This window comes from Enterobacter sp. SST3 (assembly GCF_000286655.1).
GTDB lineage: Bacteria > Pseudomonadota > Gammaproteobacteria > Enterobacterales > Enterobacteriaceae > Enterobacter > Enterobacter roggenkampii.
The window spans coordinates 1-13,609 of sequence record NZ_ALNS01000016.1; the positions used below are offsets into that span (position 1 = coordinate 1).

Here is a 13,609-nt window from a genome sequence, read left to right on the forward strand (position 1 = left end):
GCGCAGCGCCACCCGGCAACAGCCGCATAAAGGATACGCCATGCTCGATAAACACACCCATACCCTGATCGCCCATCGTCTGCATCAGGCGGAGCAGTCCCGGGAGCAGATCCGCCAGATCTCCCTCGACTACCCGACGATCACTATCGACGACGCCTACGCCGTCCAGCGCGAATGGGTCAGCCTGAAAATTGCCGAAGGCCGCGTGCTGAAGGGCCACAAGATCGGCCTGACGTCCAAAGCGATGCAGGCCAGCTCGCAGATTAGCGAGCCGGACTACGGCGCGCTGCTGGACGACATGTTCTTCCACGACGGCAGCGACATCCCGGTTGACCGCTTTATCGTCCCGCGCATTGAAGTGGAGCTGGCGTTCGTGCTGGCAAAACCGCTGCGCGGCCCGAACTGCACGATCTTCGACGTCTATAACGCCACGGACTACGTGATCCCCGCGCTGGAGCTGATCGACGCCCGCTGCCACAACGTTGACCCGGACACCCAGCGCCCGCGCAAGGTGTTCGACACCATCTCCGATAACGCCGCCAACGCGGGCGTGATCCTCGGCGGCCGTCCTGTCAAACCCGACGAGCTGGACCTGCGCTGGATCTCCGCCCTGCTCTACCGCAACGGCGTGATCGAAGAGACCGGCGTTGCCGCAGGCGTCCTTAACCACCCGGCCAACGGCGTGGCGTGGCTGGCAAACAAGCTCGCCCCGTATGACGTGCAGCTGGAGCCTGGCCAGATCGTTCTCGGCGGCTCGTTTACCCGCCCGGTGCCCGCCAGCAGAGGCGACACCTTCCACGTCGACTACGGCAACATGGGCTCCATCAGCTGCCGCTTTGTCTAGGAGATAACCATGCAAAACGCATTCAAAGCGGCGCTGCAGGCGGGCCGCCCGCAAATTGGGCTATGGCTGGGGCTGACCAGCAGCTACAGCGCGGAGCTGCTGGCCGGAGCAGGCTTCGACTGGCTGCTGATCGACGGCGAGCACGCGCCGAACAGCGTGCAGACCGTCCTGACCCAGCTGCAGGCCATCGCCCCTTATCCCAGCCAGCCGGTGGTCCGCCCGTCGTGGAACGACCCGGTGCAGATCAAACAGCTGCTGGACGTGGGCGCGCAAACCCTGCTGGTGCCGATGGTGCAAAACGCCGACGAAGCGCGGCAGGCGGTACGTGCCACCCGCTACCCGCCCGCGGGCATTCGCGGCGTCGGCAGCGCCCTGGCGCGCGCATCGCGCTGGAACCGCATTCCGGATTACCTGCAGCAGGCCAACGACGCCATGTGCGTGCTGGTGCAGATCGAAACCCGCGAGGCGCTGAAAAACCTGCCGCAGATCCTGGACGTGGACGGCGTCGACGGCGTGTTTATCGGCCCGGCGGATCTCAGCGCCGACATGGGCTTTGCCGGCAATCCTCAGCACCCGGAGGTGCAGGCCGCCATTGAACAGGCGATCGCACAGATACGCGCTGCGGGTAAAGCCCCCGGCATCCTGATGGCGAACGAGCCGCTGGCAAAACGCTATCTTGAACTCGGCGCGCGGTTTGTCGCCGTCGGGGTCGACACGACCCTGCTCGCCCGCGGCGCGGAAGCGCTGGCGGCACGCTTTATCGAAAAACCGGTTACGTCAGTTAATAACAATAAATCCGTCTACTAAACGTAAGATCTGGAGCGCACCATGACGACCTCTACCCTGCAAGCCCATGATAATAAAGCCGTTGAACACCGCGTCATTCACAAGCTGTTCCGACGCCTGATCGTCTTTCTCTTTATCCTGTTTGTTTTCTCGTTTCTCGATCGCATCAACATCGGCTTCGCCGGGCTGACGATGGGCAAAGATCTGGGCCTCACGTCAACCATGTTTGGCCTGGCCGCGACGCTGTTTTACGTCACCTACGTGCTGTGCGGGATCCCGAGCAACATCATGCTGGCGAAGATCGGCGCGCGCCGCTGGATCGCCGGGATCATGGTGGTGTGGGGTATTGCCTCCACCTGCACCATGTTCGCCACCAGCCCCGAAACCCTCTACGTCCTGCGCATGCTGGTGGGCATTGCCGAAGCCGGCTTCCTGCCGGGGATTCTGGTCTACCTCACCTGGTGGTTCCCGGCCTATCACCGCGCCCGCGCCAACGCGCTGTTTATGATTGCCATGCCGGTCACCATGATGCTCGGCTCAATCCTCTCCGGGTACATTCTGGCGATGGACGGGCTGTGGAACCTCAAGGGCTGGCAGTGGCTGTTCCTGCTGGAGGGTCTGCCGTCGGTGGTGCTCGGCGTGGTGACCTGGTTTTACCTCAACGACACCCCGGATCAGGCCACCTGGCTGGATGAGGACGAAAAGCTGGCGCTCAAAACGATGATCGCCCGCGAGCAGGAGGTCGCGATTGCCCAATCCGTCACGCCGCGTTCGACGCTGCGCGAGGTGCTGACCCCGGCGGTACTGCTCTACACGCTGGCCTACTTCTGCCTGACCAATACGCTGAGCGCGATCAACATCTGGACCCCGCAAATCCTGCAAAGCTTCAACACGGGGAGCAGCAACATCGTCATCGGCCTGCTGGCGGCGATCCCGCAGTTCTGCACCATCCTCGGGATGGTCTGGTGGAGCCGCCGTTCCGACAGGCTGAAAGAGCGAAAAAAGCACACCATCCTGCCGTACCTGTTCGCCGCGGCGGGATGGATGCTGGCCTCCGCGACCGATCACAGCCTGATCCAGCTGCTTGGCATCATCATGGCCTCAACCGGATCGTTTACCGCCATGGCGATATTCTGGACCACGCCGGATCGGGTGATTAGCCTGCAGTCCCGCGCGGTGGCGCTGGCGGTGATCAACGCCATCGGCAACGTCGGCTCCGCCGTCAGCCCGCTGCTGATTGGGATCCTGCGCGACGCGACCGGCAGCTTCAGCTCGGGACTGTGGTTTGTGGCCGGGCTGCTGGTGGTCGGCGCGCTGGTGCTGACGCGTATTCCGATGACGCAGCGGGATCAACAGAGGAACGATCGTGTGCCAGAGCCCTATCGCCAACATTGATATCAGCAAGGAGTACGACGAAAGTCTGGGCACCGACGATGTGCACTACCAGTCGTTCGCCCGCATGGCGGCCTTTTTTGGCCGCGACATGCAGGCGCATCGTCACGACCAGTACTTTCAGATGCACTTTCTCGATACCGGGCAGATTGAGCTCCAGCTCGACGATCACCGCTATTCGGTGCAGGCCCCGCTGTTCGTCCTCACGCCGCCGTCGGTGCCGCACGCGTTTATCACCGAATCCGACAGCGACGGACACGTGCTGACGGTGCGCGAGGATCTGATCTGGCCGCTGCTGGAGGTGCTCTACCCCGGCACGCGGGAGGCGTTTGGCCTGCCGGGGATCTGCCTTTCGCTTGCCGACAGGCCGGACGAGCTGGCGGCGCTGAAGCACTACTGGCAGCTGATTGCCCGGGAATCCACGGAGCAGCTGCCCGGGCGCGAGCATACGCTGGTCCTGCTGGCCCAGGCGGTGTTTACCCTGCTGCTGCGCAACGCGAAGCTCGACGACCACGCGTCAGGCGGCATGCGCGGCGAGCTGAAGCTGTTCCAGCGGTTTACCCAGCTGATCGACACCCACTACCACCAGCACTGGACGGTGCCGGAATACGCCAGCGAGCTGCACCTGACCGAATCCCGCCTGACCGATATCTGTCGCCGCTTCGCCAACCGCCCGCCAAAACGGCTGATCTTCGACCGCCAGCTGCGCGAGGCCCGACGCCTGCTGCTCTTCTCCGACAGCACCGTCAGCGAGATTGCCTGGCAGCTGGGGTTCAAAGATCCGGCCTATTTCGCCCGCTTTTTTAATCGCTTAGTGGGGTGCTCGCCGAGCGCATACCGGGCCCAGAAAGTACCGGTTTCCTGAAGGCATCACGGTTCGTAGGGCGGGTAAGCGCAGCGCCACCCGCCGAAAAGCCGCACAGATCACAAAACCACAACCCACCCGAAAAGTACCCGTCGTTGTCCCAATCGTCCCTTCACGTTACGCCCCTCTCAGGCTTCAATTAAACAACAAAAACAAAACATAAATTTAACAACACAATTCCGATACGAGGTCCCTATGAAGCCTGAAGAGTTCCGCGCAGACGCCAAACGCCCGTTAACCGGTGAAGAGTATTTAAAAAGCCTGCAGGACGGGCGTGAGATTTACATCTACGGCGAGCGCGTCAAAGACGTCACCACCCATCCGGCGTTTCGCAATGCGGCGGCCTCCATCGCGCAGATGTACGACGCGCTGCACAAGCCGGACATGCAGGACACGCTGTGCTGGGGCACCGACACCGGCAGCGGCGGCTATACCCACAAGTTCTTCCGCGTGGCGAAAAGCGCCGACGACCTGCGCCAGCAGCGCGACGCCATCGCCGAGTGGTCGCGCCTGAGCTACGGCTGGATGGGCCGCACGCCGGACTACAAAGCCGCGTTCGGCTGCGCGCTGGGCGCCAACCCGGCCTTCTACGGCCAGTTCGAGCAGAACGCCCGCAACTGGTACACCCGCATTCAGGAAACCGGCCTGTACTTCAACCACGCCATCGTTAACCCGCCGATCGACCGCCACAAGCCGGCGGACGAGGTGAAAGACGTCTACATCAAGCTGGAGAAAGAGACCGACGCCGGGATTATCGTTAGCGGCGCGAAAGTGGTGGCCACCAACTCCGCCCTGACCCACTACAACATGATCGGCTTCGGCTCCGCGCAGGTGATGGGCGAAAACCCAGACTTCGCGCTGATGTTCGTCGCGCCGATGGACGCCGAGGGCGTGAAGCTGATCTCCCGCGCCTCCTACGAGATGGTGGCAGGCGCAACCGGCTCCCCTTACGACTACCCGCTCTCCAGCCGCTTTGACGAAAACGACGCGATCCTGGTGATGGATCACGTGCTGATCCCGTGGGAAAACGTGCTGATCTACCGCGATTTCGACCGCTGCCGCCGCTGGACGATGGAAGGCGGTTTCGCCCGCATGTACCCGCTGCAGGCCTGCGTGCGCCTGGCGGTGAAGCTCGACTTCATCACCGCCCTGCTGAAGAAATCCCTGGAGTGTACCGGCACCCTGGAGTTCCGCGGCGTGCAGGCGGATCTCGGCGAAGTGGTGGCCTGGCGCAACATGTTCTGGGCGCTGAGCGACTCCATGTGTTCCGAAGCCACCCCGTGGGTCAACGGTGCGTATCTGCCGGATCACGCCGCGCTGCAGACCTACCGCGTGATGGCCCCTATGGCCTACGCCAAGATCAAGAACATCATCGAGCGTAACGTCACCTCCGGGCTGATCTACCTGCCGTCCAGCGCGCGGGACCTGAACAACCCGCAGATCGACCAGTATCTGGCGAAATACGTGCGCGGCTCCAACGGCATGGACCACGTCGAACGCATCAAGATTTTGAAGCTGATGTGGGATGCCATCGGCAGCGAGTTTGGCGGCCGTCACGAGCTGTACGAAATTAACTACTCCGGCAGCCAGGATGAAATTCGCCTGCAGTGTCTGCGCCAGGCGCAGAGCTCCGGCAATATGGACAAGATGATGGCGATGGTCGACCGCTGTATGTCCGAATACGACCAACACGGCTGGACGGTGCCACACCTGCACAACAACAGCGATATCAACATGCTGGACAAGCTGCTGAAATAGCGCAGCGGGAGGTTGCAATGCATTCAGATGAACAACGCCTGCGTTTTCGCGACGCAATGAGTAGCCTGTCGGCGGCGGTTAACGTGGTCACCACCGAGGGCGAGGCGGGCCGCTGCGGCATCACCGCCACCGCCGTCTGCTCGGTCACGGACACCCCGCCGTCGGTCATGGTGTGCATCAACGCCAACAGCGCCATGAACCCGGTATTCCAGGGCAACGGCAGGCTGTGCGTTAACGTGCTGAACCACGAGCAGGAGATCATGGCGCGCCATTTCGCCGGGATGACCGGTATGGCGATGGAAGAGCGCTTTGCCCTCTCCTGCTGGCAGAAAGGGCCGCTGGCGCAGCCGGTACTCAAGGGCGCGCTGGCCAGCCTTGAAGGCGAAATAAGCCAGGTGCAAACCATCGGCACGCATCTGGTTTATCTGGTTGAAATTAAAAACATCATTCTGAGTGACGCGGGCCACGGCCTGATCTACTTCAGGCGCCGCTTCCACCCGGTCATGCTGGAGACGGAAGTCGCCGTGTGACCCCCCTCGCGCTGGCCTTTTTTCCGGCCAGCGCCGCTTTCTGCAAAAACTCCTAAGGTTTCCGCTAAATCACGCCGTTATATACCCATAAGAGAAATTTTCTGTGCCTGAATACTGACGCCGCCTGTCAGTGCACCCGCATCATTCAGCGCATACCTATATATACAGGATGACCTTATGGCTAAAACGACGCGGAGCCGCTCGGCTGAACGTCTGGTCGATATTCTCCTTGAGCTACATTTAAACGGTGTGGTAAACCGCGGTGCGCTAATGGAGAAATTTAAAATTACCGAACGCACCGTCTACCGGGATTTAAATGCCCTCTCGCCCATTGTTGAACATACCGGTAACGGTCTATATCGGCTGATTCATTCCGCACAATCGCCAGGTGGGCAAGGATTGCATCACACTCTGGCTAACTTTCTGAATGCCGACAGCTTTTTCCCTGAAAGAAATATGGAATTCTGGCAAAAGCTTGAAACGCGCGTAGACGAAAACCATATTCTTATTCTTGGCAATGAAGCGGAACATACGGTAGAACGCGATATTCGCCGTCATTTAACGAAAATCGAGAAATCGATTAAAAACCATAATGTTTGCCAGATCGTTTATAAGGGTAAAACCCGCCTGATTAATCCCTATAAACTCATTAACAAAAAAAATATATGGTATTTACAAGCCACCGAAAATAGCCGGCTGAAATCCTTCTCATTGAGCCAGATTAGCTGGTTTGATATTCAGAAAACGACCTTCACTCCCGAAGAAAATGTTCTTGAGCTGCTGGAGAAAAGCCTCGACCCCTGGGTGTCCGAAGATACTTTCGCGGTGAAAATATTCATCAAAGATAATATTTCACATTACTTCCTGCGCCGGGATCTTCTGCCGGAACAGGAGCTGCTGGAGGAGCAGCAGGACGGCGTCACGCTGCGCTGCCAGGCGGCTCACGAGAACCAGATCCTGCCGCTGCTGTTCTACTGGCTCCCCCATATTCAGATCCTGGAACCGAGCTGGCTGAAGGAGAAACTCATCAGGACGCTGGAGAGCTATCTGGCCGTGGAGCGCAACCCGAATAATCAAGTGATCTCAATCACATAATTTCGCCCTCTGGCGGCGCGCCGAAACCGCTCGTCGCCGCCTTTGACCGCTCACCCGGCACTTTCAACCACTCATTCATTTACCGTCCTTTACGCGCGCGGGGATCTGGCACGATCGCTCCAGCATTAATCAATACCTCCTCACAACGAACCCTGACCCTTTTTTCTTTACATAAAAAACCAGGTCTTACTATGGATACTAAAAAACTACTGAAGCACGTGCCCTGGGCCTTACTCGGGATCCTCGGTGCTTTCTGTCTGGCGGTTGTCGCATTACGCCGGGGCGAACACGTCAGCGCCCTGTGGATCGTGGTCGCGTCGGTTTCCGTCTACCTTGTGGCTTATCGCTACTACAGCTTATACATCGCGCAGAAGGTCATGAAGCTCGACCCGACGCGTGCCACCCCGGCGGTCATTAACAATGACGGCCTGAACTACGTGCCTACCAACCGCTACGTGCTGTTTGGTCACCACTTTGCCGCCATCGCAGGCGCTGGCCCGCTGGTCGGCCCGGTACTGGCCGCGCAGATGGGCTACCTGCCGGGTACGCTCTGGCTGCTGGCGGGCGTGGTGCTGGCGGGTGCGGTGCAGGACTTTATGGTGCTGTTTATCTCCTCGCGCCGTAACGGTTCGTCGCTGGGTGAGATGATCAAAGAAGAGATGGGCCGCGTGCCGGGCACCATCGCCCTCTTTGGCTGCTTCCTGATCATGATCATCATCCTTGCGGTGCTGGCGCTGATCGTGGTGAAAGCGCTGGCCGAAAGTCCGTGGGGCGTCTTCACCGTCTGCTCTACCGTACCGATTGCGCTGTTTATGGGCATCTACATGCGCTTCCTGCGCCCTGGCCGCGTTGGCGAGGTATCGGTGATCGGTATCGTGCTGCTGGTCGCCTCCATCTACTTCGGCGGCGTGATTGCGCACGACCCGTACTGGGGCCCGGCGCTGACCTTTAAAGACACCACCATCACCTTCGCGCTGATCGGTTACGCATTCGTTTCTGCCCTGCTGCCGGTGTGGCTGATTCTGGCTCCGCGCGACTACCTGGCGACCTTCCTGAAAATCGGCGTGATCGTCGGGCTGGCCATCGGGATTGTGATCATCAACCCTGAGCTGAAAATGCCGGCGGTAACCCAGTACATTGACGGTACCGGTCCGCTGTGGAAAGGCGCCCTGTTCCCGTTCCTGTTTATCACTATCGCCTGCGGTGCCGTGTCTGGCTTCCACGCGCTGATCTCCTCCGGCACCACGCCGAAGCTGATGGCCAATGAAACCGACGCGCGCTTCATCGGTTACGGCGCAATGCTCATGGAGTCCTTCGTGGCGATCATGGCGCTGGTTGCGGCGTCGATTATCGAGCCTGGCCTGTACTTCGCGATGAACACGCCACCAGCGGGTCTGGGCATCACCATGCCTAACCTGCATGAGATGGGCGGCGAAAATACCGCGCTGATCATGGCGCAGCTGAAAGAGGCCAGCGCACACGCGGCGGCGACCGTCAGCTCCTGGGGCTTTGTGATTTCGCCTGAGCAGATCATGCAGACCGCGAAAGACATCGGCGAACCGTCCGTGCTGAACCGCGCAGGTGGTGCACCGACGCTGGCGGTAGGTATCGCACACGTGTTCCACAAAGTGCTGCCGTGGGCGGACATGGGCTTCTGGTACCACTTCGGTATTCTGTTCGAAGCGCTGTTCATCCTCACCGCGCTGGATGCCGGTACCCGTGCGGGCCGCTTCATGCTGCAGGATCTGCTGGGTAACTTCGTGCCGTTCCTGAAGAAAACCGACTCTCTGGTGGCGGGCGTACTCGGCACCGCGGGCTGCGTAGGCCTGTGGGGTTACCTGCTGTATCAGGGCGTGGTTGACCCACTCGGCGGCGTGAAGAGCCTGTGGCCGCTGTTCGGTATCTCTAACCAGATGCTGGCGGCCGTGGCCCTGGTGCTGGGTACCGTGGTCCTCGTGAAGATGAAACGTACCAAATACATCTGGGTTACCGTGGTGCCTGCGCTGTGGCTGCTGCTCTGCACCACCTGGGCGCTGGGTCTGAAGCTGTTCAGCACCAACCCGCAGCTGGAAGGCTTCTTCTTCATGGCTAACCAGTACAAAGAGAAGATTGCCGCAGGCGGCGCGGATTTAACCGCGCAGCAGATTGCCAACATGAACCATATTGTGGTGAACAACTACACCAACGCGGGTCTGAGCATTCTGTTCCTGGTGGTGGTGTACAGCATCATCTTCTACGGCATCAAAACCTGGATGAAAGTGCGCAACATCGATGGCCGCACGGATAAAGAAACCCCGTACGTGCCGGTACCGGAAGGCGGCGTGAAGACCTCTTCACACCACTAAAACAATGGCGGGCGGCGCTGCGCTGACCCGCCCTACAACGGTACTGTAGGCCCGGATCGCTGCGCGCCACCGGGCTTTTTCTTATCAGGACACGTTATGTTTGGTAACTTAGGCGAAGCAAAAAAATACCTCGGTCAGGCGGCGAAAATGCTGATTGGCATCCCGGACTATGACAACTACGTTGAGCATATGAAGACCAACCATCCGGATAAGCCGTACATGACCTACACCGAATTCTTCCGCGAGCGCCAGGAAGCGCGCTACGGCGGAAGTGGAGAAGGCGGCGTCCGCTGCTGCTAAAGGAGAGACCATGACCCCGATTGCCGTTACCCTGCTGACCGGTTTCCTCGGCGCCGGTAAAACCACCCTGCTGCGCCACATCCTGAACAAGCAGCACGGCTTCAAAATCGCCGTCATCGAAAACGAATTTGGCGAAGTCTCCGTAGACGACCAGCTGATTGGCGATCGCGCCACGCAGATCAAAACCCTGACTAACGGCTGCATCTGCTGCACCCGCTCTAACGAGCTGGAAGATGCCCTGCTGGACCTGCTCGACAGCCGCGATCGCGGGGAAATCGACTTTGACCGCCTGGTGATCGAGTGCACCGGCATGGCCGACCCCGGCCCGATCATTCAGACCTTTTTCTCTCACGAGATCCTTTGCCAGCGCTACCTGCTGGACGGCGTGATTGCCCTTGTCGACGCGGTCCACGCCGACGATCAGATGAACCAGTTCACCATCGCCCAGTCTCAGGTGGGCTACGCCGACCGCATCCTGCTGACCAAAACCGACGTGGCGAGCGAAAGTGTAAAGCTTCGCGAGCGCCTGACGCGCATCAACTCCCGCGCGCCGATTTACACGGTGACGCACGGCGATATCGACCTGTCTCAGCTGTTCAACACCAGCGGCTTTATGCTGGAAGAGAACGTCACCACAAAACCGCGCTTCCACTTTATGTCCGACAAGCAAAACGACGTGGCGTCGATTGTGGTGGAGCTGGATTACCCGGTGGACATCAGCGAGGTCTCCCGCGTGATGGAGAACCTGCTGCTGTCGTTTGCCGACAGGCTGCTGCGCTACAAAGGGATGCTGTGGATTGACGGCGAGCCGAACCGCCTGCTGTTCCAGGGCGTGCAGCGCCTGTACAGCGCCGACTGGGACCGACCGTGGGGCGATGAAGCGCCGCACAGCGTGATGGTGTTTATAGGCATCCAGCTGCCGGAGGAGGAAATTCGGGCGGCGTTTGCGGGGCTGAAGAAATAGCCTCCCCGCTTAACTATGCGCTCCGAACAATCCCCCTCTCCCCTGCGGGGAGAGGGGTGAGCGGTAAACTTATTTCACCGCCTCCGGCAGCGTCACAATCCATAACTCGCTGTCGGACTCCGGCTTCTTCAGCGGCTTCACGCTGAGCGTGGTTTCCACCGGTTTATCCTCCAGCGTCAGCTTGCCTTCCGCGTTCACCCGGTAATCCTTAAGCTTCTTGCCCTCGACCGGGTTTTGCATCGCGACCTTCACGCCAAAGTCGTTATCGTTCGCCACCGCAAGCGTTTTGCTGTCGATCAGCGCCAGTCCTTCAGCCTTCTCCTGCTGCCAGCCCAGCGCGCGGAGATCGACCACCTGCGTTTTTGCCGCAAGGGTAATGCCGCGCTGCGCCAGGGTTTTCTCATCATCAAACTCCGGGTACTCGCCCGGCTTGTCAAAGGCGGAAAGATCGCTCGCCTTGCTGAGATCCACCTTGTAGATCAGGTTACGCATTCCGTCGTTTTTATCGCTTCCCTGCTCAATCAGCAGGATGTGCTGATTATCGAGCGCCACGATGTCGCCGATTTTGGCATCGCTGTTTTTGTCGTAGGCCGCGCTGTCGATAGGGTAACCGTACATCGCGGTTTTGCCGGTCGCCGGGTCGAAGCTCACCAGACGGGTGAACAGCGCCTGCTTTTTGCTCTTCCCGTCGATGTCCAGCGTGCTTTGCACGGCGGCGATAATCCGCCCGTCCGGCATCCGGGTCAGGCCTTCAAAGCCCCGGTTGGGCTGGCGCCATTTGATGATGTTTGGCAGACCGCCCGCGATAGATTTTTCCCCTTCCGCGGCCTGCGGCCCGTGGATCGCGAGGATCTTGCCTTTGCTGTCGACGTTAATCAGGAACGGGCCGTACTCGTCGCACAGCCAGTAGCCGCCTTTGCCGTCCGGCGTAATGCCTTCCGTATCCAGTCCGCGGTTATCACCTTTCAGGATCTTGAGGGTGTCGCTGAACGCCACTTCATTGGTGGAGCCAATCACGCCGCTTTGCAGCGGGAGACCGTTAATCTCGCCTTTATCGTCGTGCAGCGGGCGGGCATCAACCGCCTCCGCTTTGCCGTTCTGGACGCGGATGGTCATCAGGAGCGGCGCGAAATCCGGCGTAACAAAGATTTTGGCTTCGTTTTTACCCATTTTTGGCGCATCGGCGTTGGGACCGCGATCGGTCACGGTCGCAAACGTCAGGGCATCGCCCTGCTTGCCCGTAAACAGCAGGCCAGAACCAATCCCCACCGGGAGCCCGTTCGGGAACGCATCGGCAAACGCGCCGCTGTATTTCACATGGGAGCCGTCAGGGAAGCTGACGATATAGCGCTCAGCGGTAGGCTGCGCAGCCAGGCCAGAGAAAGAGAGCGCACAACCGATAAGCACAGGAATAATTTTTCTTTTCATATTGTTAGTGTCCAGTGAGTGAAGCCAACAACGTAAAGAATAAACGTGTCAGAAAAATGACATAGAAAGGCAACCGGCGTGCGCGGGTGAACGTATATTCATTGCCCTGAAATGTAAGGTTGTGTTGTATTGTGTGACATCTGAAATACTTCTGGAAATTATTAGAAACCCAATTAATTCACCTCTAATCACTATCCCTTCCTCGTTCAGTTTATGTTTAGTCAAAAAATTAAACGGTGCCTAAACGTCCAAACATCACGCGTTGACACCTCGACAATCAAACATCAATGCAACATTTCAAATAAAAAAGTTAACAATATCAGCATAAAACAGCGACCTTCATCACATTTGCAGTCATAAACATCGCTTGTTAAGGTGCCCCCAGATGAATTTAATGACGAGGCATAAAACATGAAAAAACTGAATATCCTTCTTCTTTCTGCTCTGACCGCCCTCTCGGGTTCCGCTCTGGCAATGGGCGGCAGCATTGAGCAGGGTAAAAACTTTACCAACCTCAACCTCGAGATGGGGAAATCCTCATCCGGCCTGTATGCCGAGAGCAACTGGCTTAAAAACACCGATGACGGTACCCAGACCGGCGGCGTGGGCGCAGGCTACAACCTGGAAGTGGGCCCGGTGATGCTGAATGCGGGTGCCAAAGCCATTTACATCGGCCCGAAGAAAGGCGATAACGGCGTGGCGTTCCCGATCGGCGGCGGTGTGAACGTTGCCCTGACCGACAGCATCCACGTGTACGGTGAAGGCTACGTGGCGCCAGAAGGGCTGAACAACAGCGTGAAAAACTACGTGGAAGCCAACGGCGGCGTAAGCTGGACGCCAATTACGCCTGTGACCCTGAAAGTGGGCTACCGCCACGTGAGCGTTGATGGCAAGGACGGCCGCCCTGGCCACACACTGATTGACGGCGCATATGTAGGCGGTGGAGTCACCTTCTGATGAAACACCGCATGACCGCGCTTTGCGTTCTGAGCCTCACGCTGATGCTCACCGGCTGCGTCCAGTACAAATGGGTGAAACCGGGCGTCAGCGATGCGGAAATGAATAAAAAGCTCACGGAATGCGAAGCGCAGGCGCTGATCGATCTTCCCCCGGATAACGTGGTGACCGGTTCGAGCTCGGAAAAAACGGACAAATCGAAAAAGAAAAAGGATATTTCCACGAGCTACACGGTTGAAGACGCGAATGAATATCGCCGGGATACGCTGGTTGACAGCTGCATGTTCAAAAGCGGCTGGGACAAGATCGAAGTGCAATAACCCCATAAAAAAACCTGCCATCTGG

At 58.9% G+C, this 13,609-nt stretch carries 13 protein-coding genes; 12 read left to right on the forward strand and 1 reads right to left on the reverse strand.

Translation table 11 applies throughout. The annotated features are described in order from the left end of the window. Positions 1-40 precede the first annotated feature (40 nt). From hpaH to yjiA, 10 genes are all read left to right on the forward strand, one after another. Positions 41-844, forward strand: coding sequence for a 2-oxo-hept-4-ene-1,7-dioate hydratase (hpaH, locus tag B498_RS11410; RefSeq protein ID WP_008501303.1), 804 nt, complete (start codon positions 41-43; stop codon positions 842-844). A gap of 9 nt (positions 845-853) precedes the next feature. Then, positions 854-1,651 carry a 4-hydroxy-2-oxoheptanedioate aldolase gene (gene hpaI, locus B498_RS11405; RefSeq protein ID WP_008501304.1) on the forward strand — a complete coding sequence of 266 codons (798 nt, stop codon included), beginning with the start codon at positions 854-856 and terminating at the stop codon, positions 1,649-1,651. Between the two features lie 21 nt (positions 1,652-1,672). Then, positions 1,673-3,025, forward strand: a complete 1,353-nt coding sequence (gene hpaX, locus B498_RS11400; RefSeq protein ID WP_008501305.1) for a 4-hydroxyphenylacetate permease — start codon at positions 1,673-1,675, stop codon at positions 3,023-3,025. Next, positions 2,997-3,887 carry a 4-hydroxyphenylacetate catabolism regulatory protein HpaA gene (gene hpaA / locus B498_RS11395; protein WP_008501306.1) on the forward strand — a complete coding sequence of 297 codons (891 nt, stop codon included), beginning with the start codon at positions 2,997-2,999 and terminating at the stop codon, positions 3,885-3,887. The genes hpaX and hpaA overlap by 29 nt, the downstream gene beginning before the upstream one ends. Positions 3,888-4,082: 195 nt before the next feature. Further along, positions 4,083-5,645 carry a 4-hydroxyphenylacetate 3-monooxygenase, oxygenase component gene (gene hpaB / locus B498_RS11390; RefSeq protein ID WP_008501307.1) on the forward strand — a complete coding sequence of 521 codons (1,563 nt, stop codon included), beginning with the start codon at positions 4,083-4,085 and terminating at the stop codon, positions 5,643-5,645. A 17-nt stretch (positions 5,646-5,662) separates the two neighbouring features. Then, positions 5,663-6,175 (forward strand): 4-hydroxyphenylacetate 3-monooxygenase reductase subunit, encoded by a 513-nt coding sequence (locus B498_RS11385; protein WP_008501308.1) that lies wholly within the window; start codon positions 5,663-5,665, stop codon positions 6,173-6,175. A gap of 177 nt (positions 6,176-6,352) precedes the next feature. Beyond that, complete coding sequence (locus B498_RS11380; protein WP_008501309.1) at positions 6,353-7,270, forward strand: helix-turn-helix transcriptional regulator; 918 nt, start codon at positions 6,353-6,355, stop codon at positions 7,268-7,270. Positions 7,271-7,461: 191 nt separating this feature from the next. Next, positions 7,462-9,615: a carbon starvation CstA family protein gene (locus tag B498_RS11375; RefSeq protein WP_008501310.1), complete on the forward strand. Its 2,154-nt coding sequence runs from the start codon at positions 7,462-7,464 to the stop codon at positions 9,613-9,615. Positions 9,616-9,711: 96 nt separating this feature from the next. Next, on the forward strand, positions 9,712-9,915 hold the full coding sequence (locus B498_RS11370) for a YbdD/YjiX family protein (RefSeq protein ID WP_003856610.1): 204 nt from the start codon (positions 9,712-9,714) through the stop codon (positions 9,913-9,915). A 10-nt stretch (positions 9,916-9,925) separates the two neighbouring features. Continuing rightward, positions 9,926-10,879 (forward strand): GTPase, encoded by a 954-nt coding sequence (gene yjiA / locus B498_RS11365; RefSeq protein ID WP_008501311.1) that lies wholly within the window; start codon positions 9,926-9,928, stop codon positions 10,877-10,879. A 69-nt stretch (positions 10,880-10,948) separates the two neighbouring features. Here the strand turns inward: yjiA and B498_RS11360 are convergent, their stop codons facing one another. Further along, complete coding sequence (locus B498_RS11360; protein WP_008501312.1) at positions 10,949-12,307, reverse strand: esterase-like activity of phytase family protein; 1,359 nt, start codon at positions 12,305-12,307, stop codon at positions 10,949-10,951. Positions 12,308-12,718: 411 nt separating this feature from the next. Here B498_RS11360 and B498_RS11355 point away from each other — a divergent pair, with 411 nt between their 5' ends. Together B498_RS11355 and B498_RS11350 are read left to right on the forward strand one after the other, a co-directional pair. Beyond that, complete coding sequence (locus B498_RS11355) at positions 12,719-13,264, forward strand: YfaZ family outer membrane protein (RefSeq protein ID WP_008501313.1); 546 nt, start codon at positions 12,719-12,721, stop codon at positions 13,262-13,264. Next, positions 13,264-13,584: a hypothetical protein gene (locus tag B498_RS11350; protein WP_008501314.1), complete on the forward strand. Its 321-nt coding sequence runs from the start codon at positions 13,264-13,266 to the stop codon at positions 13,582-13,584. Before B498_RS11355 ends, B498_RS11350 begins: the two co-directional genes overlap by 1 nt. Positions 13,585-13,609 lie beyond the last annotated feature (25 nt).